This is a genomic window from Alistipes putredinis DSM 17216 (genome assembly GCF_000154465.1).
Classification (GTDB): domain Bacteria; phylum Bacteroidota; class Bacteroidia; order Bacteroidales; family Rikenellaceae; genus Alistipes; species Alistipes putredinis.
In genome coordinates, this window is the sequence record NZ_DS499577.1 from 810306 (window position 1) to 834319 (window position 24014).

Here is a 24014-nt window from a genome sequence, read left to right on the forward strand (position 1 = left end):
CAATGGGATTATTCTGGAATCATCATTTCTTGCATCGCCGGCGAGCAGTAAATTTCGTAGCCGTCTTTCCCGTCGTCGAGGATAAAATAGACCTTCGCGTCGGGAATTTTCCGGGAGAGGGCGATGGCCTTGTTCGCGCCCAGGCTCAAATACATGGTCGCCATGGCGTCGGCTTCGGCGCAGTTGTCCGCGACCACGGTGGCGGAAAGCAATCGTGACGTGACGCTGCGGCCCGTTGTCGGGTCGATCGTGTGGGATATCTTATTGCCTGCGGCGTCGCGGTAGAAGCGGCGGTAGTTGCCCGAAGTGGCCAGGCCTCCTTCGCTCATGCGGATACGTCCGGTGAGATAGGCGCCGTCGGACATATTGCCGTCGAAGGGAGTTTCTATGCCGATCCGCCAGGGAATGCCTTTGCTGCTGACACCCTGGCAGCGGCATTCGCCGCCGATCTCCACCAGATAGTTCTTCGCGCCGCAGCGCTCCATGAGGGCCGCGACCAGATCGACCGTATAGCCCTTGGCGATCGAGTTGAAATCGAGCTGTACGCGGGGATCGTCCTTCACGAGCCTGCCGTCCCGGATATGGACGCGCCGGTAACCTACGAATTGCAGGAGCGAATCGAGGTTCGGGGTGCGTTCCGCCTCGTGCCCGGCGAATCCCCAGGCATCGACCAGCGGCTTGACCGTCACGTCGTAGTGACCTTCGCTCAAGCGGCTGAACCGTTCGGCCAGACGGAGGTTGTAGATGATATGTTCGTCGAGCGAGTCGGTCTCTCCCCGGTTGATGCGGCTCAGCAGGGAGGTGGAGTCGAAAATCGACATCGAAGCCTTGGCTTCGGCGTCGATTTGCATAATGGCCCGGTAGAGTTCCTGTGCGGTGCAGTCCGTGATGTCGCCCGTTGCCTGGAAAGTCGTACCCAGCATCGCGCCGCTTGCCGTAAGGTACTCTGCGCGGCGGTCGCAGCTCGCTGCAAGGACCAGAACGATAACGGTGTAGAGCAGCAGGGCGATCTTTTTCATGTTCTATGTGTCTTCTTTTTTGGCAAAAATAGTGTTTTTCGCTCCGGTTTGCAAAAAAAGAGGGCTCTTCAGCTAAAAAATTGTATTCGTTTAAGTTGGTTATTGTGAATTAAGTTCGTACCTTTGCGCCACGCTCTGGCGTTATTCACGGTAAGGGGAATGCGTCGTAGAGTGGAACTAAATAAACTTTTGAAAATGGGTTATTTATCAGCTGAAAAAAAGCAGGAGCTTTTCGGTAAGTACGGAAAGTCCAACACCGACACGGGTTCTCCCGAGAGCCAGATCGCGCTGTTCTCGTTCCGTATCAACCACCTTACGGAACACCTTCGTAGCAACAAACACGACTTCGGTACACAGCGTGCGTTGCTGCGTCTGGTCGGCAAGCGCCGCCAGTTGCTGGAGTATTTGAAAGAGGTCGATATCGAGCGCTACCGAGCAATCATCAAGACGCTCAATCTCCGTAAATAGTCCCGGAGGCAGAAAAATGGGGTTGGCCAAAGTTTCTTTTGGCAGCCCCATTTGTAATTTGGAACATACATTTTGACGTAAAAATATCTATGGAAGAAAAGAAGTTGTACAATGCAGTCCGGAAGACGATCACGCTGGCAGACGGCCGCGAAATCATGATCGAAACGGGCAAACTGGCCAAGCAGGCCGACGGCTCCGTCGTGGTGAAGATGGGAGATACGATGCTCCTGGGAACGGTGGTAGCCGCCAAGGACGCGAAACCCGACACTGATTTTATGCCGCTCCAGGTGGAGTATAAGGAGAAATATGCCGCTTGCGGTCGCTATCCCGGCGGTTTCATGAAGCGTGAGGGCAAGGCTAACGACAGCGAGATCCTCGTAGCCCGTCTGATCGACCGTGCGCTGCGTCCCCTGTTTCCGTCGGACTATCACGCCGAGGTATATGTGACCGTAAACCTGATTTCGGCGGACAAAGATATTCAGCCCGATGCTCTGGCCGGACTGGCCGCATCGGCTGCACTGGCTGTTTCGGACATCCCGTTCGGCGGTCCGATTTCGGAGGTGCGTGTGGCCCGTATCGGCGGTCAGTACGTCATCAACCCGGCCTTCTCGCAGATGCAGGACGCCGATCTGGACATCATGGTCGGCGGTACCATCGACAATATTCTGATGGTCGAGGGCGAGATGAAGGAGGTGTCCGAGGAGGTGATGCTCGGAGCTATCAAGTTCGCTCACGAAGAGATTAAGAAACACTGTGCCGTACAGATCGAACTTTCGAAGGAGCTGGGCAAGGACGTGAAACGGACCTATTGCCACGAGGTGAATGATGAAGAGCTGCGTCAGACCATCATTCGGGAGCTTTACGACAAGGCTTACGCCATCGCCACCAGCGGTACGATGAAGCATGAGCGCGAAGATGCCTTCAATGCGCTGGAGGCCGAGTTCGCCACCCGTTTTTCGGAAGAGGAGCTGGTCGAGAAGGCACCGCTGATTCACAAATATTTCCACGACGACGTACAGAAGAAGGCCATGCGCAACATGATCCTCGACGAGGGCAAGCGCTTGGACGGCCGCCGCACGGACGAAATCCGCCCCATCTGGTGCGAGGTGGGCTACCTGCCCGCCGCTCACGGTTCGGCGATCTTCACGCGCGGTGAAACGCAGTCGCTGACTACGGTGACCCTCGGTACGAAGATGGATGAGAAGGTCAAGGACGAAGTGCTGGTACAGGGTACCGAGCAATTCGTGCTGCACTATAATTTCCCGCCTTTCTCGACGGGCGAGGCCAAAGCCGCCCGCGGCCTGAGCCGCCGCGAGATCGGTCATGGCCATCTGGCATGGCGCGCACTGAAGCCGATGGTTCCCGTCGGAGAGGAAAATCCTTATGCCGTGCGTGTGGTGTCGGATATTCTCGAGTCGAACGGCTCGTCGTCGATGGCGACGGTTTGTGCCGGTACGCTGGCGCTGATGGATGCCGGCGTGAAACTCAAGAAACCCGTTTCGGGTATCGCCATGGGTCTGATTTCGGATTCCGCTACCGGTCGTTGGGCGGTGCTTTCCGACATCCTGGGCGATGAGGACCACCTGGGCGACATGGACTTCAAGGTGACGGGTACCAAGGACGGTATCACGGCTACCCAGATGGATATCAAGGTCGATGGCCTTTCGTACGAGGTGCTGGCCAAGGCGCTGGAACAGGCTCGCGTGGGCCGTATGCACATTCTGGGTAAGCTGACGGAGTGTATCGCCGAGCCGCGTGCGGATTACCGTCCGTTCGTGCCGCGTATCGTACAGATCACCATCCCGCAGGATATGATCGGTGCCGTGATCGGTCCCGGCGGCAAGGTGATCCAGGATATTCAGAAGACGACGGGTACGACCATTACCATCACCGAAACCGACAACAAGGGCGTCGTGGATATCTTCGGTCTGGACAAGGAGGCGATGGATGCAGCCCTGTCCCGCATCAAGAGCATCGTGGCGCAGCCCGAGGTCGGCGATGTATATAACGGCAAGGTTCGTTCGATCATGCCGTTCGGTGCGTTCGTCGAGATCATGCCGGGCAAGGACGCCCTGCTGCACATCTCGGAGATCGACTACAAGCGTTTCGAAACGATGGAGGAGACCGGCCTGAAAGAGGGGGATATGATCGAGGTGAAAGTCATCGGCATCGATCCCAAGACCAACAAGCTCAAGCTGTCGCACCGCGTGCTGATTCCGCAGCCCGAAGGCTGGACGGAGCCGGAGCGCCGTCCCCGCGAGCGCGGCGATCGCCCGCGCCGCCGTCCTGAGCACAAGGAGTAGAACTCTGCGGGTCCGGATCGCTGCTACGGAGATAATTTCGGTTTTGTTCGGAAATTTTGGCCGGAATATTGTACAATGTTTGTAGATAATTTTTATATTTGCATTACTCCGTAGCTTTTGTGGGGCAGATAAAACAGGCATAAATAGAAAAAGAAAGGATTTAACATTTAATTTTTAAAAGATTAGTTTATGAAAAAGCTGATGAAATTGAGCTTGCTGCTCGTGGTCGTTGCTTTGACGTTTTCGAGCTGTAATTGCTTCAAGAAGATGGCAAAGAACAGCGATGATGTATCGCTGACGTGTGCACCTGAAGTGCTGGTACTGAATAACGGTGTGGTTGCCGCCGACATTACGGCACAGTTCCCCGTGAAGTACTTCAACCCCAAAGCTATCGTGAAGGTTACTCCGGTGATGGTATTCGAGGGCGGAGAAGTTGCCGGTACTCCGAAATTCTTCCAGGGTTCGAAAGTGAAAGAGAACTATACGGTCGTTGATAAGAAGACGGGCGGTGTGTTCACCATGCATGTCGAGTTCCCTTACGATGAGCGTATGCAGATTTCCGAACTCCAGTTGCGTGTCGAGGCTAAATGTCCGGGTAGCGACGAGTTTACGCTGGTTAATGCCAATACGGGCAAGGTCGTGAAGGCCAAGGAGCTCGAGGCTAACCCCGCAATCGTACGCGAGTGCGGTCTGGTCGTTGCCGAGGGTGTGAATACCCTGCAGCAGGATCTGGCTTACGCCGATGCGATGGCAGCTCTGCCGAGCGACTACAAACGCGTGACTACCAGCGTGGACAAGACCGAGATCCTCTATGCGATCAACAAGGCTAACGTAACCAAGAAAGCGCTGAAAGACGCCGATCTGGAGGCATTCCAGGCGAATGTGGATGAGAACCTGAAAAACGACCGTGCTACCCAGCATGTTGCCGTGAAGGGTTATGCTTCTCCCGACGGTCCCGTGAAGTTCAACGACACGCTGTCGAAGGAGCGTAGCGAATCGGGCGACAAAGTTCTTGCGAAACTGCTGAAAAATTCGGGTCTGGATATCGACGTTGCCGCTTACGGTGAGGACTGGGAAGGTTTCAAGGAGCTGGTTTCGAAGTCGAACATCAAAGACAAGGATCTGATTCTCCAAGTTTTGAGCATGTACTCCTCTTCGACGCAGCGCGAGGATGAGATCAAGAACATGTCTTCCGTATTCAACGAGCTGAAGAAAGACATTCTGCCGCAGCTCCGTCGTTCGGTGATCGTGAACACCATCGATCTGGAGGGCAAGACCGACGCCGAGATGATGGCGCTTGTCGAGGCTGGCAAGCTGGATCAGCTCAACCTGAATGAGCTGCTCTTCGTTGCGGAGTCGATCGCACAGGACAACGCTACCAAGAACATCGTATTGGCTTATGCTGCCGAGAAGTATAACGACGCCCGCGCTTACAACAACCTGGGTATCGTTCTTACGGAGGAAGGCCGCACGGCTGATGCTTTGAAATGCTTCCAGAAGGCCGCTCAGTTGGGCGAGGCTTCCGAGGCGCTGAACACCAACCTGGCTCTTGCCAACTTGGCGAACGGCAATATGGCAGAGGCTCAGAAGTATGCCAAGGGCGCTGATGCAAAGGCGAAGAGCCTGGTCAATGCAGCACAGGGTAACTACAACGACGCTGCCAAGCAGCTCGACGGTATGAATGCCGCTATCGCTAACACGATGAACAAGGACTATGCGGCTGCAAAGCGTGCTATCGCTAAGGATATGAGCGCAGAGGCCGATTACCTGCGTGCCGTGATCGCTTCGGAAGAGGGCGATATGAGAACGGCAGAGGCACAGTTGAAGAGCGCCGTGAAGAAGGATGAGAAGATGGCGAAGAAAGCCATGAAGGATATCCACTTCAAGAAACTCTTCGAAGAGGGTCTGAAGTTCTAATCCGTTCGGATTCGATGAAAAATATCCGCACCGGAAACGGTGCGGATATTTTTTGTCTCGATTTATTGAGCTTGTTCGATTATTGGTCGTATTTTCGTCCGCCTTTCTTCAAGACAGGCATTTTTAGGCCCATGTCGGTTCATAAATACGGTTGGCGACCGGGAGGATCAGTTCCGAATTTGGATCCCAACAAGGATTCCGAGACATCACTTTTTATTTTTATGGACGTCGGCTGGACAGGATCTGCACGATATTTGCAATATCATACAGGATATCGAAAGAAATACGGAAAAGATCTAAAATTTTATTATTTTTGTCGAAAGAGCGTTGAGTTCGGCCGTATTTACTTGTTTTTGCCAGGTTTTGATCGGTTTCGGTGCAAGCCGATTTGTTGAAGGGCTATCCCGAACGAGGGATTTGCTTTCGGCGGAATGAATTTTTTGCACGCGGTCTGTGTAATCTTGTAAAGGGAATTGCGGAACGGGAACTTCGATATTTATTTTTATTGCGCTTTGAAGGCGAACCGCTTGTGTAAATAATAGAAAATTATGGAATACGCGAATCATTTGAAAGAATATGCGTCGGCTATGAGCGAGGCGCAGGTGGCCGAGGAAGTGGATCGTATCCGCAAAGCTGCGGTACGAAACCATACTCCGGAAGTTTACAAACTCTGTTATTCGGCGGTGGATTTAACTACGCTGTCGTGTACGGACTCCGTGGAGTCGGTTACGGAATTTGCCGGCAAAGCCGTCAAGTTTTACCAACAGTTCCCTCATCTTCCCAATGTGGCGTCGATTTGCATCTATCCGCCGTTCGTCGAAACGGTCGGTGTGGTGGTCGATGGTACGGATATGCGTATCACGAGCGTTGCGGGCGGATTTCCTTCTTCGCAGACGTTTCTCGAGGTGAAGGTTCTCGAAGTGGCTATGGCCGTCGAGAACGGAGCCGACGAGATCGATATCGTCTTGAACGTGGGTAAGATGTTGGAGGGGCATTACGACGAGGTCGCTAACGAGGTCGAGGTGATTCGTACCGAGATGAGTCCCGAGGTCGTGTTAAAGGTCATTATCGAGTCCGGAGCTTTGAAAACTCCCGATCTGATCCGCAAGGCATCGTTGCTTTCGATGTTCGCCGGGGCCGATTTCGTCAAGACTTCGACCGGCAAGATCGATGTGTCCGCCACGCCCGAAGCGGCGGTGGTGATGTGCCAGGCGATCCGGGATTACTATCGGAAAACGGGACGTAAGGTGGGCTTCAAGCCGGCCGGCGGTGTCCGGAGTGCCGAAGATGCCGCTTTGTATTATACGATCGTCGAGGAGATTTTGGGCAAGGAGTGGCTTACGCCCGAATTGTTCCGTATCGGAGCTTCGTCGGCGGCCAATAATCTGCTTACGGCTATCGAAGGCCGGGAAGTCAAGTTTTTCTGATCCGAATGGGCGGATGAATTAAAAAATAGCGGCACCAAGAAGTGCCGCTATTTTTCTTGGGAAAGGTTGGGGTAATTACCGCATCGGTACCTCGATCAGAAGCAGGCTGGCTTTCCCGTCCGTATGGAGGGTGATGTCGTTCTGCTCCCAAATGCCCATGCCGTCCCGGGAGGCCAGCTTTTCGTTCTCGACCGTTACGTCGCCTTCGAGGACGAAGACGTAAAGACCGTTTCCTTCCCGGCGCATGGCGTATTCATAGGTATCTTTCTCCAGGTTCAGGGTGTGGAACCAGGCCGACTGATGAATCCAAGCCGTATGCTCGGAACCATTGCCTTCGGGAGCCACGATCGTGCGCAGCTCATTGGTGCGTGCCGGAGCGAGCGTGATCTCCTCGTAACGGGTCGGAAGTCCGCGTCGATCCGGGAATACCCATATCTGGAGGAATTTGACGGGACGGTCGGGGCTGTTGTTGAATTCGCTGTGGATGATTCCCGTTCCGGCCGTCATTACCTGGATTTCCCCGGTGCGCAGCACCGAAGTATGTCCCATGCTGTCCTGATGTCGTAGTTCGCCCTCGAGCGGGATGGAAACGATCTCCATGTTGTCGTGGGGATGTGCGCCGAAACCCTCTCCTCCGGCTACGGTATCGTCGTTGAGTACGCGCAATGCGCCGAAATGGATGCGCTCGGGATCGTGGTAGTCTGCAAAACTGAACGTATGGTAGCTGTCGAGCCAACCGTGGTCGGAATGACCTCGTGTGCCGGCTCTGTGGATTACTTTTTTCATAATATAATGGATTGATTATAAGAAGGTGTTGCAAATAGTGTTCCACGATACCGCTTGTAGGGCAGGGCTGTCCGAATATAGGTTGCCGAAGGGGAGTGATCGTGCGGTCGAGCGACAAAGAGAACGGTCCGGGCGTTAGCCCCGGACCGTTCTCTTTGTGAAAATAGCTTGCTGCTCGTCGTCTTATTTGAGATGCGGACCTGCAGCTACGAGTTTCTTGCCTTCGGCGTTGCCGGTGAACTTCTCGAAGTTCTTGACGAAACGACCGGCCAGATCTGCCGCCTTCTCGTCCCATTCCTTGGCGTTCTTGTACGTGTCGCGCGGATCGAGAATCTTGGGATCCACGCCCGGAAGTGCGGTCGGGATCTTGAAATCGAATACCGGCAGCGTCTTGGTCGGAGCCTTGTCGATCGAACCGTCCAGGATGGCGTCGATGATGCCGCGCGTATCCTTGATCGAGATACGTTTGCCCGTACCGTTCCAGCCCGTATTGACGAGGTAGGCCGTAGCGCCCGATTGCTTCATGCGTTTTACCAGCTCCTCACCGTATTTGGTCGGATGCAGCGAGAGGAACGCTGCACCGAAGCAGGCCGAGAAGGTCGGCGTCGGCTCGGTGATACCGCGTTCGGTACCGGCCAACTTGGCGGTGAAGCCCGAGAGGAAGTAGTATTTGGTCTGTTCCGGAGTCAGGATCGAAACCGGGGGCAGTACGCCGAAGGCGTCGGCCGAAAGGAAGATCACCTTCTTGGCTGCCGGAGCTTTCGATACGGGCTTCACGATGTTATCGATGTGGAAGATCGGGTACGATACGCGAGTGTTCTCCGTCACGGACTTGTCCGCGAAGTCGATCTTACCTTTCTTGTCCACCGTAACGTTCTCCAGCAGGGCGTTGGGGCGGATCGCGTTCCAGATATCGGGCTCGTTCTCTTTCGAGAGGTTGATGACTTTGGCATAGCATCCGCCCTCGAAGTTGAAGACACCGTCGTCGTCCCAACCGTGCTCGTCGTCGCCGATCAGCTCGCGCTTCGGGTCGGTCGAAAGGGTGGTTTTGCCCGTTCCCGACAGACCGAAGAAGATGGCGGTGTTCTTGCCCTCCTTGTCGGTGTTGGCCGAGCAGTGCATCGACGCGATGCCCTTCAGCGGCAGCAGGTAGTTCATGTAGGAGAACATACCCTTCTTCATTTCGCCGCCGTACCAGGTGTTGATGATTACCTGCATTTTTTCGGTGAGGTTGAACACGACCGCCGTTTCCGAGTTGAGTCCGAGTTCCTTGTAGTTCTTGACTTTGGCTTTCGAGGCGTTCAGCACCACGAAATCGGGTTCGCCGTATTTCTCCAGCTCCTCGTCCGTCGGGCGGATGAACATGTTTTTCACGAAATGCGCCTGCCAAGCGACCTCCATGATGAAGCGGATCTTCAGACGGGTGTTCTCGTTGGCTCCGCAGAACGTGTCCACGACGAAGAGCTTCTTGTTCGACAACTCTTCGACAGCGATCTTTTTCAGCTCCTTCCAGGTCTTCTTCGTCACCGGTTTGTTGTCGTTCTTGTATTCGGGCGAGGTCCACCAAATAGTATCTTTGGTGGTTTCGTCCATGACGAAGAACTTGTCTTTCGGGGAACGACCCGTGTAAACGCCGGTCATCACGTTCACGGCACCCATTTCGGTTACCTGACCCTTTTCATAACCGCGCAGGCCCTTGCGGGTCTCCTCGCGGTAGAGTTCGTCGTACGACGGGTTGTAGATTACTTCCGTAGTACCCGTGATGCCGTACTGTTTCAAATTGATTTTAGCCATAATTATTGATTTAATTAATCCTCTTATTTCACTTGACAGCGGTTGTTCGTTTATGAACGATGCTCGCAAAGTTAAAGATTTTTTTTCGAATGTGAAAATATTAACAGTAGGTTTATCGTTTTTCCCCGCGAACCATTCGGCTGTCGATGGCGTTTACGATCACCGCGATCGCACCGTCGCCCGTTACGTTGGTCGCCGTACCGAAACTGTCCATGGCAATGTAGGTGGCGATCATCAGTCCGATCATATTTTCGTCGAACCCGAGCATCGACTCCAGCAATCCGATCGCAGCCATGATGGCTCCGCCCGGTACGCCCGGTGCGGCGATCATCGTGATACCCAGCAGCAGGATGAAACCCGAGTAGGTGCCCATCGAAACGTCCAGCCCGGAGAGCATCATCACCGCGAGCGAGCAGGCGACGATCTTCATCATCGAGCCCGAGAGGTGGATCGTGGCGCAGAGCGGGACGACGAATCCCGCCACTTCGGGGCGGACGCCGATTTTGACCGTCTGTGCCAGCGTCACGGGGATCGTGGCTGCCGACGATTGCGTACCGAGGGCCGTCATGTAGGCGGTCATCATCGTGCGGAGCATCTTCAACGGATTCTGCCTTGCCACGAGGCCCGCGATCGAGAACTGGATCAGCAGCAGGACGACCGTCATCACGAAGATAATCACGATCAACTTGAGGAAAATGCCCAGAATACCCGATACCTGCCCCGACTGAGTCATCGAGAGGAAGATGCCGAAGATGTAGAAGGGCAGCAGCGGGATGATGACCTTCGAGATGACACGCTCGATGATGAGTTTGAAATCATCCATCATGCCCTTGAGCTTGTCGCTGTGGATGTAAGCCATGCCCAGTCCCAGCACGAAGGCGAGAATGAGGGCGGTCATCACGCCCATCAACGGGGGCATTTCGACCGTGAAGAACGGTTGCATGGGTGTTGCGGCGGTTTCTCCCGGGGCGCTCATCTCCGTACCGCCCAATAGCCGGGGTAATATCCCGAAACTTGTGAAGAAAGTTCCGAATCCCGAAAACAGGGTAAAGGCATAGGCCAGGGCTGCGGTGATTACCAGCAGCCGTCCTGCCTTGCTACCCAGGTCGGCGATGCCCGGAGCCACGAGGCCCAGGATCAGCAGCGGGATGACGAAGTTCAGAAAATTGCCGAAAATGTTGTTGAAGGTCAATGCGATTCGGGTGAACCACTCGGGAACGAAGAGGCCGAATACGATGCCCAGCGCGATAGCCAGGAGCACTTTGGGAAGTAAGCCGAATTTATGCTTCATAAGGTGTCGTTTCATTGGTTTTCGGTTGGACGATTCATGCGTCGGGGCCTTGGGCCGATCGTGTTCCCGATTCGGACCGAATTCGTTTTTCGGAGGTCCCGTTGCATGCCGTTTTTCTATTAACGTATAAAAAGGGAGCAATATTTGTGCAAAGAAGAGAATATTTTCTAATTTTGTCAATATGACTGCACTGTATAGCGATATTATTTTCGGCCCGATCCATTCCCGCAGATTGGGTCTGTCTTTGGGTGTCAATCTGTTACCCACTCAATCGAAGTTGTGTAGCTTCGATTGCATTTATTGTGAATGCGGCTGGAATGCCGAACATCCGGGCGCCCGCCGGTTCAATTCGCGCGAGGACGTGCGTACCATGCTCGGAGCGACCCTGCGTCAGATGGTTTCCGAAGGTACGCCGCCCGACGTGATTACTTTCGCCGGTAACGGCGAGCCGACGATGCACCCCGATTTCGAGGCGATCATCGACGATACGATCGTCTTGCGGGACGAAATTTGCCCTTCGGCGCGGATTTCGGTGTTGAGCAATGCGACGCAGATCGGCCGCGAGAGCGTGCGCCGGGCCTTGCGTCGGGTCGATAACAACATCCTGAAACTCGATTCCGCTTTCGACGATACGGTTCGGCTCATCAATAACCCGTGCGGGACCTATTCGGTGGCTGAGGTGGTGAAGAACATGAAACTGTTCGACGGGCAGATGATCCTGCAGACGATGTTCCTGCGGGGCGAGTGCGAGGGCCGCACGGTGGATAACACGACCGAGCGGGAGGTCGCGGCCTGGTTGAAGCTGGTCGAAGAGATCCGGCCCCGTCAGGTGATGGTCTATTCGCTCGACCGCGACACTCCGTGCAAAACCTTGCAGAAAGTCCCCCGCGAAGATTTGCAGGCGATCGCTGCCCGGGTCGAGGCGCTGGGAATCCCCTGCTCGGTGGCGTAACGCAAAGAAGAACGACGGGGGAATTTCAGACCCCTTCGAAGAATTTGTCGATCGGACGTTATTTATTGTCTGTATTATAGAGGGGGCGAAGATTTTATCTGTGTCTTGTTACATTGTTTGCTTTGCTCTCGTTGGCACTTTTCGCATGTGACAAGGGCATCCGGGAGGAAGCGATCGATGCCGAAAATATCTTGGGTAGGTGGCGTGCGGTCGAGGAGCCGGATTACGATTGGGATGATTCGGACGACGATGGAGCCTGTGATGTGCCCATGCTTTGGGGATTATGACTTTCGAACACGATGGACGGGGTGTGGCCGATAACGGGGAGCATTTTGCCTGGAGTCTGACAGGAAGACGGATAACTGTGGATTACGGATTTATTCCGGCACGGCTTACGGTGTCGGAAATTTGCGAGCGGCGAATGGTGTGGAAGGTTCTCGCAACAGAAGCAGGCTCGGTAAAGTATTACGGACGGATCGTTTTCGAGCGGTTGTGATTATTCCGTCGGGAAGAAAAATAAAGCGAGAGGAATCGATTCCTCTCGCTTTATTCGTTGTCGCAGTGTGGTTTATTTCTCCAGCACGACGCTCACTTTTTCGAGCTTCCCGCCCAGCGGGGGCGCCAGCTTCGAAACCGTACAGCGGATATGGCGGATTTGCGGAAACCGGGCATAGAGGGCATCCATGATGTTCATCGACACGCGTTCGATCGTGCGCTGGGTGACGCGCATCTGTTCGCGTACGGTTTCGTAAACCAACAGGTAATTGACCGCTTTTTCCACGCAGTCCTCGCTCGCCACTTCCCCCAGCTCGGCCGTGATCTCCAGATCGACCGTGAAGCGGTTGCCCACTTGCTGTTCCAGGTCGTAACAGCCGTGGAAAGCCCGGAACTCCATCCGGTTCAAAACGATACGGTATTCCATCTTATTCGGCGATTACCAGGTAGTAGTTTTTCTTGCCTTTCTGTACGAGCAGGTATTTCCCGTCGATCAGGTCGCTTTCGGCGATTGCACGCATGGGGTCGGCCACCTTCTCCTTGTTGAGGCTCACGCCGCCGGCCTGTACCATCTTGCGGCATTCGCCCTTCGAGGGGAAGATATCGCTCCGCTCGGCGCACAGCTCGATGAAGGGCAGCCCGATCAGTTCCGCACGGGCGATTTTGTATTGCGGGACTCCTTCGAAAACCTGCAGCAGGGTCTGTTCGTCGAGTTTGCGAAGCGCTTCGGAGGTAGCCCCGCCGAAGAGAATGTTCGATGCCTCGACCGCTTTTTCGTACTCCTCCTGAGAGTGGATCATCACGGTAACCTCCTGCGCCAGCCGTTTTTGCAGGATTCGCAGGTGAGGGGCTGCGTCGTGTTCGGCGATCAGGTCGTCGATGGTCTGTTTATCGAGCAGCGTGAAGATCTTGATGTAGCGCTTGGCGTCCTCGTCGCTGGTGTTGAGCCAGAACTGGTAGAACTTGTAAGGCGACGTATAACGCGGGTCGAGCCATACGTTGCCGCTCTCGGTCTTGCCGAACTTGGTGCCGTCGGCTTTGGTAATCAGCGGGCAGGTGAGGGCGAAAGCCTCGCCGCCGGCCTTGCGGCGGATCAGCTCCGTGCCGGTGGTGATGTTGCCCCACTGGTCGGCGCCGCCGAGCTGCAGTTTACAACCTACGGTTTCGTACAGGTGCAGGAAGTCGTAGGCCTGCACGAGCTGGTAGGTGAATTCGGTGAACGACATCCCTTCGCCTTCGCCGTTGAAGCGTTTCTTTACCGAATCTTTGGCCATCATGTAGTTCACGGTAATCAGCTTGCCGATGTCGCGGATGAAATCCAGGAAGGTGATTCCCTTCATCCAGTCGTAGTTGTTCACCAGCATCGCCGCGTTGGGAGCGTCCGATTCGAAATCGAGCAGCTTGGCGAGCTGTTTCTTGATCGCCTCCTGGTTGTGGCGGAGGGTCTTTTCATCGAGCAGGTTGCGCTCCTGCGATTTGCCGCTGGGGTCGCCGATCATGCCCGTCGCGCCGCCCACCAGAGCGATCGGACGGTGTCCGCACATCTGGAAGTGCTTGAGGATCATTACACTCACCAAGTGTCCGATGTGCAGCGAATCCGCCGTCGGGTCGATGCCCACGTAAGCTGTAGACATCTCTTTCTGAAGTTGTTCCTGTGTGCCCGGCATGATCGAGTGAATCATACCGCGCCATTCCAATTCTTCGACAAAGTTCTTAATTGCCATTTGTGTATTTGGTTTTACTTTATGCTTTATTCTACCTCCAGGTCGAGCGCCCGGCGCAACTCGGCCAGCAGAGGATTTTTTTCGGTCATATACTTGACCCGGTCTTCGAGTTTGATCGGGCGGGCGGCCCGGATCTCTTCGTTGATCGTGACGTCGAGCTCCAGCATACCCTGCACGCCGGACGTTTCGGCGATGCGGAGCAGCAGTTCGGTTTTGTTGCGCAGGATCTCTTCGCGCAGGGCTTCCGACGGAACTGCGATACGGATCACGTGTCCCTGAAATTGCATCCGTTCGAACGCCGCGACGAAGCGCGGACGCATCTCGCGGACGAGCGTGAGGATTTTTTCACGGGTCGTTTCGAGTTTTTCGGCGCTGAGCGGGTCGATGACCGGCTGGGGTGCTGCGGCATGCACGGCGGTTTCTGTATCCGGTTCCGGGGCTGCATCGTTTATCAGCGCCGAAATGGAGATTCCCGATGCGAGTCTGGACTGTACGGGACGGGGACGCGCCGTTTGCGGTTGTGTCGAAACCGGCGTTGCTGCGGCCTGCGTTCGTTCCGGGACCGGCTGAATGGACGGCGTCGGCATTGCGGATGTACGGGCAGCGGCCGATGTCGCCGGAGGTGCGGGATCGGCTGCGGCTTTTGCCGCAGGCGTTGCAGCCGGAGCGGATGCCGCGATTCCGGGCGAAGATTCTGCCGTCGCAGCCGTCGGCCGTTGGACCGTAGCCGGTTGAGGAGCGGGCGCGGGAGCCGTCTGTTGTGTCGATTGCGGACGGGCCGGTGCGGATTGCGCGGGGGCGGTCCGAACCAGTTCCGGCAACGGAAGATTTACGGGATCGACGGGGTTATTTTTTTTTTGACCGAGACCGGCGATCTTCATCAGTCCCAGTTCGACGAGCAGCCGTTGGTTGGACGATTGCCTGATTTTGCCGTCGAGGTCCGTGAGCAGCGATATGGCGCCGAAAAGAAATTCGGGAGGGCAGGCGGCCGCCTGCGTCCGGTATCGTTCCATCAGCGTACCGGTAAATTCCAGCAGCCGGAGCGAAGGCTCGTTGCGGGCCACCAGCAGGTCGCGCAGGTGGCGGTTGAGTCCTGCCATGAAAGTCTGGCCGGAGAATCCCCGCGCGAGCACGTTGTCGAAAGAGAGCAGCGCCTCGACATAGTTGCCCGACAGGAGCGTTTCGGTCATGCTGAAGTAGGTGTCGTAGTCCAATACGTTGAGCGTCTGGGCCACCTCCTGATAGCGGAGTTCCTGCCCGCAGAACGAAACGGCCTTGTCGAACATCGACAGGGCGTCGCGCATGCCGCCGTCGGCTTTCTGTGCGATCAGGTTGAGCGACTCGTCGTCGGCGGTGATTCCCTCCTGCGAGGCGATGTATTTGAGGTATTCCACGGAGTCCTCGACGCGGATGCGGTTGAAGTCGTAGATCTGGCAGCGGGAGAGGATCGTAGGGATGATCTTGTGTTTTTCGGTGGTCGCCAGGATGAAGATGGCGTGTGCGGGCGGCTCCTCGAGCGTCTTGAGGAAGGCGTTGAAGGCGGCCGCCGAGAGCATGTGGACCTCGTCGATGATGAAGACCGAGTAGCGTCCCACCTGCGGGATGATGCGCACCTGTTCGATGAGCGAGCGGATGTCCTCGACCGAGTTGTTCGACGCGGCGTCTAGCTCGTGGATGTTGAGCGAGCGCCCGTCGTTGAAGCTGCGGCACGATTCGCACGCGTTGCAGGCTTCTGCCCCTTCGGGATGCAGGCAGTTGATCGCCTTGGCGAAGATGCGGGCGCAGGTCGTCTTGCCCACGCCGCGCGGCCCGCAGAAGAGGTAGGCGTGGGCCAGTTGGCCGCGTTCGATCGCGTTCTTCAGGGTCGAGGTAATGTGCTTCTGCCCCACGACCGAAGAGAAAGTGGCGGGGCGGTATTTGCGTGCGCTGACGATAAAATCACTCATGGCGGAACAAAGATAGTGAAAGCCGGGCGAAATCGGGAAAATTTATTTTCGAAGATTTCCGAGGCGCTTCCTATCTTCTGCAAAGATAGTGAAAGCCGGGTGCTGCGCCAAATTTATTTGCACTTTGTCGGGTGGAATAGGCGGAATGAAGCGCGGTGTATCGTTTTCGAAAATCCGTTTCCCGCACCGGCGATCTGTTCGGTAATTTTCGCAGGTGACTCGCTTCGGTGCGAGTATGCCTCAAGAATAAAGAAAGACGGAAGCCGAAACTCCCGTCTTTCGCAGTGTGTCGCCGCAGGTTGCCTTACTCTTCCATCTGAACCGATCCGTCGGGCAGCACATTGAAGGTGACTTCGTAATACTGGACCGATTTCTTGCCGGCGCTTTCGACGATCTCCTTGCCGTTTTCGGTTATGTTCATACTGAACTCTGCTTTCACTTCGCCGAACGTTTTATTTCGGTCGAGGAATTCGTTGCCCGAAGGAACCGTTTCCTGAATCAGGTAGTCGCCGATGCTCTTGAACGTATAGTTTTCGGGGATCATGGCTTTGGCCTCTTCGTACTGTTTGCGGATGGCTTCGACGTTGATCGAGGCCGGAGTCAGGCCTTTGACTTTTTCGAAATCGAGTTTCCCTCGCAGCCCGCCTGCTTCGTTCAGGTCGGAGATGTTGCCTTTGCCGGGACCGGAGAGCGTGAAGGTCTGCGAGAAACAGTCGCCGGCCTTGTTTACCATTTCGACGAATAAAACTGTCAGGTTATTCTCCAGCTCGTCCGCCTCCATCCAGCGGATTTCATATATTTTCCACTCGTCGAAGTTGATATTCTTTTCGAGAGTTTCGACGATGAGTTGCGTCGCTTCGTCGGAATCCATTTTCGGAGCGTTGATGCCCAGGTTGTTGCATGAAGAGATCAGAGTCGCGATGCAGAGCGATGCCGTAATGGCGAGGATAAGTTTTTTCATTCTGTCTGATTAGATAATTTGGTTTTGTCCTGCAAAGGTAGCCATTTTGTCATTACGATGTTGTCCGGGATATGACAAAATCGGACAGGACGGCAGAAGTTGCAGACTTGGCAGATATTTTGCGATAGGTAAGTCAAAGAAATGAATTGAAAATAATATAATGCACTATGAACATTAATTCTTTAACTATTAAGGCGCAAGAGGCGCTGCAGGCTGCGGTGTCTCTTGCCAGGGAGCAGGGCAATCAGGCCGTCGAACCGCTGCATCTGCTCAATGTGCTCGTGCGCGAGGACGATTCGCTGTCGGTATTTCTGCTGGGGCGTGTCGGCGTAAACGTGCGGGGACTGCGCGGCGAAGTGGAGCGGGCCGTGCGGGGGCTGCCCCATGTTTCGGGAGGCGGCGAACAGTTCTTTTCGCAGGATACGACCAAAGTAATCCAGCGTGCCGTCGATTTTACCAAGAATTTCGGGGACAAGTACGCTTCGGTAGAGCATCTGCTGCTGGGACTGATCGCCGAGCGGGGTACTGCCGCCGATCTGCTGAAAGGCGCCGGGGCGACTGAAAAGGAGTTGCTCGAGGCGATTCGGGTGTTCCGCAAGGGGGCGACCGTCGATTCGCAGACGGCGTCGCAGGAGTTCGATGCCCTGGGCAAGTATGCGATCAATCTGAACGAGATGGCCCGCAGCGGCAAGCTCGATCCGGTCATCGGCCGCGACGAGGAGATTCGCCGTGTATTGCAGATTCTTTCGCGCCGTACCAAAAACAATCCGATGCTGGTCGGAGAACCCGGCGTGGGTAAGACGGCCATTGCGGAGGGTATCGCCCACCGGATCGTGAACGGGGACGTGCCGGAGAACCTGCGCTCGAAGGTGATCTATTCGCTCGACATGGGCGCGCTGATCGCCGGGGCCAAGTACCAGGGTGAGTTCGAGGAGCGTCTGAAGGCCGTCGTGCAGGAGGTGACCGCCAGCGAGGGCGAGATATTGCTCTTCATCGACGAAATTCATACGTTGGTCGGAGCCGGCAAGTCGTCGGGTGCGATGGATGCCGCCAATATTCTCAAACCGGCCCTGGCGCGCGGTGAGCTGCGTACGATCGGTGCTACGACGCTCGACGAGTTCCAGAAATATTTCGAGCAGGACAAGGCGCTCGAGCGTCGTTTTCAGAAAGTCATGGTCGATGAACCGACGGCCGAGGATGCGATTTCGATCCTGCGCGGACTGAAGGATCGTTACGAGAACCACCATCAGGTGCGGATCAAGGACGAGGCGATCGTTGCGGCCGTCGAACTTTCGCAGCGCTACATCACCTCCCGTTTCCTGCCCGATAAGGCGATCGACCTGATCGACGAGGCGGCTTCGAAACTCCGCCTGGAGATGAACTCCGTGCCGGAGGAGATCGATGTGCTGGATCGTCGGGTACGTCAGCTCGAGATCGAGCGCGAGGCGATCCGCCGCGAGAACGACAAGGAGCGTGTCGAGCAACTGACCCATGAGATCGAGGAGCTGGGGGCCAAACGCGCCGAGCTTCGTGCCAAGTGGGAAGGCGAACGGGACGTGCTGAAGAAGATCCAGGAGAACAAGGACCGGATCGAACACCTGAAGATCGAGGCTCAGCAGGCCGAACGGCAGGGCGATTACGGCCGTGTGGCCGAGATTCGTTACGGCAAGATTCAGGAGGCCGAGAAGCAGATCGCGGCTCTTCAGGACGAATTCCGTGCGGCTTCGGCCAGCGGGGCGATGATCAAGGAGGAGGTCGATGCCGAGGATGTGGCCGAGGTGGTATCCCGCTGGACGGGGATTCCCGTTTCGCGTATGCTGGCTTCCGAGCGTGAGAAGCTGCTCCACATGGAGGAGGAGTTGCATCGCCGCGTAGTCGGTCAGGATTTGGCCATTGCCGCTGTGTCGGATGCCGTGCGCCGTTCGCGGGCCGGACTGAACGATCCCCGCAAGCCGATCGGCTCGTTCATCTTCCTGGGTACGACGGGTGTAGGTAAGACCGAGCTGGCGAAGGCGCTGGCCGAGTTCCTCTTCAACGACGACAACATGCTGACCCGTATCGACATGAGCGAGTACCAGGAGCGTCACAGCGTATCGCGTCTGGTCGGTGCGCCTCCGGGATATGTCGGTTACGACGAGGGCGGACAACTGACCGAGGCTGTGCGGCGCAAGCCTTATTCGGTCGTGCTGCTCGATGAGATCGAGAAGGCGCATCCCGACGTGTTCAACATCTTGCTGCAGGTGCTCGACGACGGACGGCTGACCGATAACAAGGGGCGTACGGTCGATTTCCGCAATACGATTATCATCATGACCTCCAACATGGGGGCACAGGTCATTCAGGAGAATTTCGCTCCGGCTTTCGACGGCAATAAAATTTCGCCGGAAGTGGTCGAAAAGACGCGTCTGGAGGTGATCGAGCAGTTGAAGATGCAGCTCAAGCCCGAGTTCCTGAACCGTATCGACGAGATCGTGATGTTCGAGCCGCTGACGCACGAAGACATCGGGCGGATCGTCGATATTCAGATGAATATAGTCCGCAAGCTGCTGAAGGAAAACAACATCGAGCTCGACTATACGAAGAAGGCGAAAGAGTGGATCGCCCGCATAGGTTACGATCCGTTGTACGGCGCACGTCCTGTCAAGCGTACGATTCAGCGTTACGTGGTGAACGATCTGTCGAAGCGGATTTTGGCGGGTGATGTCAATCGCGAGCATCCGATCGTCATCGATGCCGACGCCGATGGCCTGACCTTCAAAAACTAAAGGCGAAGCGCTTTTGTCGGGTAGAGATACTCGTATTCGTGAAAAATCCCCGCTGTTTTTACAGCGGGGATTTTTTTATGGGACAGGGCGGTTTAACGCACCGAAAATCCTTCGTCGGCTTTCATCGGCATCGGTTTGTCGCGGTAGAAGCCGCTTTCGAGCTTGTTGCGGATGGCTTTGAACGCCTCGATCGTGAACTTCACGTCGTCGAGCGTGTGGGCTGCCGTCGGGATCAGGCGCAGGATGATTTCGCCCTTCGGGATCACCGGATAGACCACTACCGAGCAGAAGAGGTTGTGTTTCTCGCGCAGATCGACGATCAGGTTGGTCGCTTCGGGGATGCCGCCTTTCATATAGACGGGAGTTACGGGCGACTGGGTTACACCGATCTCGAATCCGTTCTCCTTCAGTCCGCCTTGCAGGGCACGGGTGATTTCCCAGAGCTTCTCCTGGTATTCGGGGTGCTTGCGGATCAGATCCAGACGCTTCAACGCGCCGATCACCATCGGCATCGGGAGTGACTTGGCGTAGAGCTGCGAACGCATGTTGTAGCGCAGCAGGTTGATAAGCCAGCGGGGACCGCAGACGAAGGCTCCGATGCCGGCCATCGACTTGGCGAAGGTGTTGAACAGCACATCCACACCGTCCACGACGCCGAAGTGAGCGGCCGTGCCCCGTCCGTGGGGACCCATCGTGCCGAAGCCGTGGGCGTCATCGACCAGCAGGCGGAAATTGAAATCTTTCTTCATCGCCACGATCTCGTCCAGTTTGCCCAGGTCGCCCTTCATGCCGAATACGCCTTCGGTGATGACGAGTACGCCGCCGTTCTGCTGCTCCGCCAGTTCCGTAGCGTGCTTGAGTTGCAGGCGCAGCGACGCCATGTCGTTATGGCCATATACGAAACGCTTGCCCTTGTGCATGCGCAGGCCGTCGATGATGCAGGCGTGTGCCTCGGCATCATAGACCACCACGTCGCGCGGGGTGAGGAGGCAGTCGATGATCGAGATCATGCCCTGATAGCCGAAGTTCAGCAGGAAGGCGTCGGGTTTGCCGACGAACTCTGCCAGTTCGCGCTCCAACTGTTCATGGTATTTGGTCTGACCGCTCATCATGCGGGCGCCCATCGGGGCAGCCATGCCGAATTCGGCGGCACCTTTGGCGTCGGCTTCGCGCACTTCGGGGTGATTAGCCAGGCCCAGGTAGTTGTTCAGGCTCCAGTTCAGCATCTTCTGTCCCCGAAAGGTCATGTGGGGACCGATTTCTCCTTCGAGTTTGGGGAATGCGAAATACCCGTGGGCATAACCCATGTACATACCGATAGGGCCTCCGGCATTCTTTTCGAGGCGTTCAAAAATATCTACCATACGAGTTCGTTATTTGATTTTAAGATTATGCGTTTCAGTAGTCCACAAAAGTAAAAATAATTGTCGGGATGTTCAAACCTCCCGGATTCTTTTCGTGAAAAGTAGTATAAATACTTACTGTTTGTCACCGGATAAGCGGCATTGGATTTCCCCCCCCCCTGCATCCCGTTTTTCCGGTCGTTGTTTTCGTGGTTCCCTGTATTTCTTTAGTATAGATTTCCTACGCTGTTCTTCGGTCGTCTTTTTGAGTTCTTCTTTACGGGCATCGTCCCGTGTTTTTTTATCGCTTCTCCCGTTTCTGAATTCAGGTGTATATGTTCCCAAATAACGATAAACTTTTCGTCGGGTCAATCTTGATTTTCCGGAACTTTCGTGCGAAATTTGTCCGTACAATACCCCGCGTGGTGTTCGTATTTGAAAAACATTTTCTAACTTTGCCCTGCCTGCCCGTATGGGCGGCGACATATTAGTTTAGTGAAAGTGTTTCGCTAATCCTTGGCAGGAAATCTGGTAAATTTCAAAGTACAAGGATAGGCAATACGACACTCATCACCGTGCGTAGTTATATATCATTATCCAGATATAGACTATTCGGTGTGGGGTATTGTTTATTTGTACTTGGGCTTACCAGAGCCTCCTGCCAGATAAACGAACGACTCCACACTTTCTTTTTTGTATAGAGTTTTCTTATAGGAGTCGGTGAGACGTATTGCTAAATTATGAATAATAGTGATTTATCTTTTCTGACAGACTGCAGTAATGAACAATTGAGATTGTTAGCGGATGTTTTAGTCTTTGATCCTAAGGATCATAAGAAGCGTTATACGGAGAGGTTGTCTGCAAGAGCATCGTATGCCGTGTATTATCCGCACGACATGAAGAAACTGTTGCCTGAAATCGTGGACGAATACCAACGTTTCGGAGGAAATACGATTGCCAATATAATACGGGGGCATGGAGTCCCGTACCGAGAGATACTGAAAGATGTGTGCAAAACAGTCGGTATTGCTAAAAGTGATACTGATACAGTCGAAATAATGGAAGCCGCGCTTCTTAAGACTGTCGCAGATAAAATGTTGGAGCAGATTGCAAAACAAAATGCTTCCGGAGAACAGTCGGTAGAAGAGATGAAAAAATATGTGGAAGAATTTACTCATTACCCGGATCAAATGACGGAGCTCATTTTGATGTCTTTCAGTAGTTGGCTTAGTCATATGGGAGTAAGGTTGGTGATACGATATGCGAGTGGGCGAGTTGTTATGGTCCCGTTAGGTCCTATTGCATGGGCGATTACTGCTGCTTGGATGGCTTTGGATTTTGCTTCGCCGGCCTATCGGGTTACTATTCCTTCGACGATTTTAATAGCTTGTTTAAGGCATATTCACAATAAATCTGAGAGGGATTCCAATATTTCATTCAGCATAGAATAGGTGGTAATCGCGGTCTTCGCTTATTCAAACGTCCGATTTCATAAAAAATTCAGCCGGACTTCTTTACAAGTCCGGCTGAATCGGAAAAATACTTTTATACAAGAAAAATTCGCTTAATTGATGTTTTTACGGTCGGGAACCGTATTGGGCGATGCAGCTTCCATGTCGGTTTGCAGCTTGACCATCTGAATGGCCGCCGCTGCCGCTTCATTGCCCTTGTTTCCGTATTTTCCGCCCGCCCGGTCGAATGCCTGTTGCTGGTCGTTCACCGTCAGGATACCGAATGCTACAGGCATATTCCACTGTATCTGCAACTGGGTGATACCCTGTGTCACGCCCTGGCAGATGAAATCGAAATGGCGGGTTTCACCCTGAACGACGCAGCCCAGAGCGATCACCGCATCCACGTCCGTATATTCGGCGAAAAACTGGGTACCGAGAGTCAGCTCGAAAGTGCCGGGGACATATTTGATCTGAATATTCAGGTCGCTGCATCCGGCGCTGCGGAGGGTTTGGACCGCTCCCTCGAGCAGGGCTTCCGTGATTTCCCGGTTCCACTCCGCTACGACGATGCCGAACTTCATATCGGCTGCCGACGGCAGCGGGGCGTCCAACTGCGAAAGGTTGTGATGCTTGGTTGACATGCTTGGATTCGGGTGTTTCGCGTTATTGCTGGATCGTGCCCATCAGTTTTTCTGCATTCTGTGCTTCGGCCGATGCAGGGAATTCGTTTTGAATCCGCTGGGCGAATCCGAGCGCCTGCTCTTTGTTGCCCATGGCATTGGCTGCCAGAGCCGCTTTACGCAGGTACATCGGGGCCGTCAGGTTGTTGTCCGAAACCTTGGCTGCCTTCTCGAACAGTTTGATCGCTGCGGCATAATCGCCCTTCTCGACGGCGATATCGCCCTGCAGACCTATGTTCTGGGCATTGACGATCTCTGCGGGAATGCCTTTGGCCGGTTTGTATTTTGCCAGGTAGGTGGCCGCGTTGTCCAAGTCGCCTAAACGCAGGTAGCAGATGCCGGCATAGTGCTTGGCCAGGTTGCCCGCACGCGTGGAACCGTACTGGTCGATGACATCGAGGAAGCCGGGGCCGTTGGCATCGCCTTCGAGAGCCAGCTGGTATTCGGGCGTGGTCGATTCGAACCGGTACTGGGCCTGAGCGATCATCTCGGCCGCCTTACGCTCGCGGGGCTGTGAGATCAACTGTCGATAGCCGAAGATGGCTGCGGCGAGTACGAAGAGGGCCAGCAGCGCGATGATCATCGATTTGCTGTTTTTCTCGAAAAACATCTCGGTTTTATTCATCGCTGTGCCGAGTGCTTCCTGCTCGTTTTGCTTTGTCATAGAAATATGCAGTTTTAGTTTGAAT

At 54.9% G+C, this 24014-nt stretch carries 18 protein-coding genes; 7 read left to right on the forward strand and 11 right to left on the reverse strand.

Translation table 11 applies throughout. The features are described 5' to 3' along the window. Positions 1-8: 8 nt before the first annotated feature. Complete coding sequence (locus ALIPUT_RS03830; RefSeq protein WP_004328400.1) at positions 9-1019, reverse strand: FAD:protein FMN transferase; 1011 nt, start codon at positions 1017-1019, stop codon at positions 9-11. Positions 1020-1214: 195 nt separating this feature from the next. On the opposite strand from ALIPUT_RS03830, the gene rpsO reads away from it, so the two are divergent. From rpsO to deoC, 4 genes are all read left to right on the forward strand, one after another. Then, positions 1215-1487: a 30S ribosomal protein S15 gene (rpsO, locus tag ALIPUT_RS03835; RefSeq protein WP_022043534.1), complete on the forward strand. Its 273-nt coding sequence runs from the start codon at positions 1215-1217 to the stop codon at positions 1485-1487. Between the two features lie 89 nt (positions 1488-1576). Next, positions 1577-3790 (forward strand): polyribonucleotide nucleotidyltransferase, encoded by a 2214-nt coding sequence (gene pnp, locus ALIPUT_RS03840; RefSeq protein ID WP_004328402.1) that lies wholly within the window; start codon positions 1577-1579, stop codon positions 3788-3790. 189 nt (positions 3791-3979) lie between these two features. Next, positions 3980-5707, forward strand: coding sequence for a hypothetical protein (locus ALIPUT_RS03845; protein ID WP_004328403.1), 1728 nt, complete (start codon positions 3980-3982; stop codon positions 5705-5707). Positions 5708-6255: 548 nt separating this feature from the next. Beyond that, positions 6256-7134, forward strand: a complete 879-nt coding sequence (gene deoC / locus ALIPUT_RS03850) for a deoxyribose-phosphate aldolase (RefSeq protein WP_004328406.1) — start codon at positions 6256-6258, stop codon at positions 7132-7134. Between the two features lie 75 nt (positions 7135-7209). On the opposite strand, the gene ALIPUT_RS03855 is transcribed toward deoC, so the two are convergent. The 3 genes from ALIPUT_RS03855 to ALIPUT_RS03865 form a co-directional block, all read right to left on the reverse strand. Next, a complete protein-coding gene (locus ALIPUT_RS03855) occupies positions 7210-7920 on the reverse strand; it encodes a pirin family protein (RefSeq protein ID WP_004328407.1) in 711 nt (236 codons plus the stop codon). Between the two features lie 183 nt (positions 7921-8103). Further along, positions 8104-9714, reverse strand: coding sequence for a phosphoenolpyruvate carboxykinase (ATP) (gene pckA / locus ALIPUT_RS03860; protein ID WP_004328408.1), 1611 nt, complete (start codon positions 9712-9714; stop codon positions 8104-8106). Positions 9715-9826: 112 nt separating this feature from the next. Next, on the reverse strand, positions 9827-11005 hold the full coding sequence (locus ALIPUT_RS03865) for a dicarboxylate/amino acid:cation symporter (RefSeq protein WP_040293187.1): 1179 nt from the start codon (positions 11003-11005) through the stop codon (positions 9827-9829). Between the two features lie 181 nt (positions 11006-11186). On the opposite strand from ALIPUT_RS03865, the gene ALIPUT_RS03870 reads away from it, so the two are divergent. Further along, a complete protein-coding gene (locus ALIPUT_RS03870; protein WP_040293188.1) occupies positions 11187-11957 on the forward strand; it encodes a radical SAM protein in 771 nt (256 codons plus the stop codon). A 568-nt stretch (positions 11958-12525) separates the two neighbouring features. On the opposite strand, the gene folB is transcribed toward ALIPUT_RS03870, so the two are convergent. The 4 genes from folB to ALIPUT_RS03890 form a co-directional block, all read right to left on the reverse strand. After that, a complete protein-coding gene (folB, locus tag ALIPUT_RS03875) occupies positions 12526-12879 on the reverse strand; it encodes a dihydroneopterin aldolase (protein ID WP_004328413.1) in 354 nt (117 codons plus the stop codon). A gap of 1 nt (position 12880) precedes the next feature. Beyond that, positions 12881-14176, reverse strand: a complete 1296-nt coding sequence (gene tyrS / locus ALIPUT_RS03880) for a tyrosine--tRNA ligase (RefSeq protein WP_004328414.1) — start codon at positions 14174-14176, stop codon at positions 12881-12883. Between the two features lie 26 nt (positions 14177-14202). Further along, complete coding sequence (locus ALIPUT_RS12370; RefSeq protein WP_004328415.1) at positions 14203-16122, reverse strand: DNA polymerase III subunit gamma/tau; 1920 nt, start codon at positions 16120-16122, stop codon at positions 14203-14205. A 304-nt stretch (positions 16123-16426) separates the two neighbouring features. After that, positions 16427-17083: a hypothetical protein gene (locus ALIPUT_RS03890; RefSeq protein WP_004328416.1), complete on the reverse strand. Its 657-nt coding sequence runs from the start codon at positions 17081-17083 to the stop codon at positions 16427-16429. Positions 17084-17250: 167 nt separating this feature from the next. On the opposite strand from ALIPUT_RS03890, the gene clpB reads away from it, so the two are divergent. Then, a complete protein-coding gene (gene clpB / locus ALIPUT_RS03895; protein ID WP_004328417.1) occupies positions 17251-19848 on the forward strand; it encodes an ATP-dependent chaperone ClpB in 2598 nt (865 codons plus the stop codon). 92 nt (positions 19849-19940) lie between these two features. Here clpB and ALIPUT_RS03900 read toward each other — a convergent pair whose 3' ends face one another. Continuing rightward, positions 19941-21212 (reverse strand): aminotransferase class I/II-fold pyridoxal phosphate-dependent enzyme, encoded by a 1272-nt coding sequence (locus tag ALIPUT_RS03900; RefSeq protein ID WP_004328418.1) that lies wholly within the window; start codon positions 21210-21212, stop codon positions 19941-19943. A gap of 719 nt (positions 21213-21931) precedes the next feature. On the opposite strand from ALIPUT_RS03900, the gene ALIPUT_RS03910 reads away from it, so the two are divergent. After that, entirely contained in the window at positions 21932-22642 is a 711-nt protein-coding gene (locus ALIPUT_RS03910; RefSeq protein ID WP_004328420.1) for a DUF3944 domain-containing protein, read from the forward strand. Between the two features lie 113 nt (positions 22643-22755). On the opposite strand, the gene ribH is transcribed toward ALIPUT_RS03910, so the two are convergent. Beyond that, entirely contained in the window at positions 22756-23286 is a 531-nt protein-coding gene (ribH, locus tag ALIPUT_RS03915; RefSeq protein WP_004328421.1) for a 6,7-dimethyl-8-ribityllumazine synthase, read from the reverse strand. A 22-nt stretch (positions 23287-23308) separates the two neighbouring features. Continuing rightward, positions 23309-23989 carry a tetratricopeptide repeat protein gene (locus ALIPUT_RS03920; protein WP_004328422.1) on the reverse strand — a complete coding sequence of 227 codons (681 nt, stop codon included), beginning with the start codon at positions 23987-23989 and terminating at the stop codon, positions 23309-23311. Between the last annotated feature and the right edge of the window lie 25 nt (positions 23990-24014).

Excerpts from the sequence above, each read along its gene's own strand:
- ALIPUT_RS03845 (WP_004328403.1), top strand. The coding sequence starts at position 3,980 with ATGAAAAAGCTGATGAAATTGAGCTTGCTGCTCGTGGTCGTTGCTTTG.
- rpsO (WP_022043534.1), top strand. The coding sequence starts at position 1,215 with ATGGGTTATTTATCAGCTGAAAAAAAGCAGGAGCTTTTCGGTAAGTAC.
- ALIPUT_RS03900 (WP_004328418.1), bottom strand. The coding sequence starts at position 21,212 with ATGGTAGATATTTTTGAACGCCTCGAAAAGAATGCCGGAGGCCCTATC.
- ALIPUT_RS03910 (WP_004328420.1), top strand. The coding sequence starts at position 21,932 with ATGAATAATAGTGATTTATCTTTTCTGACAGACTGCAGTAATGAACAA.
- ALIPUT_RS12370 (WP_004328415.1), bottom strand. The coding sequence starts at position 16,122 with ATGAGTGATTTTATCGTCAGCGCACGCAAATACCGCCCCGCCACTTTC.
- ALIPUT_RS03890 (WP_004328416.1), bottom strand. The coding sequence starts at position 17,083 with ATGAAAAAACTTATCCTCGCCATTACGGCATCGCTCTGCATCGCGACT.
- ribH (WP_004328421.1), bottom strand. The coding sequence starts at position 23,286 with ATGTCAACCAAGCATCACAACCTTTCGCAGTTGGACGCCCCGCTGCCG.
- ALIPUT_RS03830 (WP_004328400.1), bottom strand. The coding sequence starts at position 1,019 with ATGAAAAAGATCGCCCTGCTGCTCTACACCGTTATCGTTCTGGTCCTT.
- deoC (WP_004328406.1), top strand. The coding sequence starts at position 6,256 with ATGGAATACGCGAATCATTTGAAAGAATATGCGTCGGCTATGAGCGAG.
- folB (WP_004328413.1), bottom strand. The coding sequence starts at position 12,879 with ATGGAATACCGTATCGTTTTGAACCGGATGGAGTTCCGGGCTTTCCAC.
- ALIPUT_RS03920 (WP_004328422.1), bottom strand. The coding sequence starts at position 23,989 with ATGACAAAGCAAAACGAGCAGGAAGCACTCGGCACAGCGATGAATAAA.
- tyrS (WP_004328414.1), bottom strand. The coding sequence starts at position 14,176 with ATGGCAATTAAGAACTTTGTCGAAGAATTGGAATGGCGCGGTATGATT.
- ALIPUT_RS03855 (WP_004328407.1), bottom strand. The coding sequence starts at position 7,920 with ATGAAAAAAGTAATCCACAGAGCCGGCACACGAGGTCATTCCGACCAC.
- clpB (WP_004328417.1), top strand. The coding sequence starts at position 17,251 with ATGAACATTAATTCTTTAACTATTAAGGCGCAAGAGGCGCTGCAGGCT.
- pckA (WP_004328408.1), bottom strand. The coding sequence starts at position 9,714 with ATGGCTAAAATCAATTTGAAACAGTACGGCATCACGGGTACTACGGAA.
- ALIPUT_RS03870 (WP_040293188.1), top strand. The coding sequence starts at position 11,187 with ATGACTGCACTGTATAGCGATATTATTTTCGGCCCGATCCATTCCCGC.
- ALIPUT_RS03865 (WP_040293187.1), bottom strand. The coding sequence starts at position 11,005 with ATGAAGCATAAATTCGGCTTACTTCCCAAAGTGCTCCTGGCTATCGCG.
- pnp (WP_004328402.1), top strand. The coding sequence starts at position 1,577 with ATGGAAGAAAAGAAGTTGTACAATGCAGTCCGGAAGACGATCACGCTG.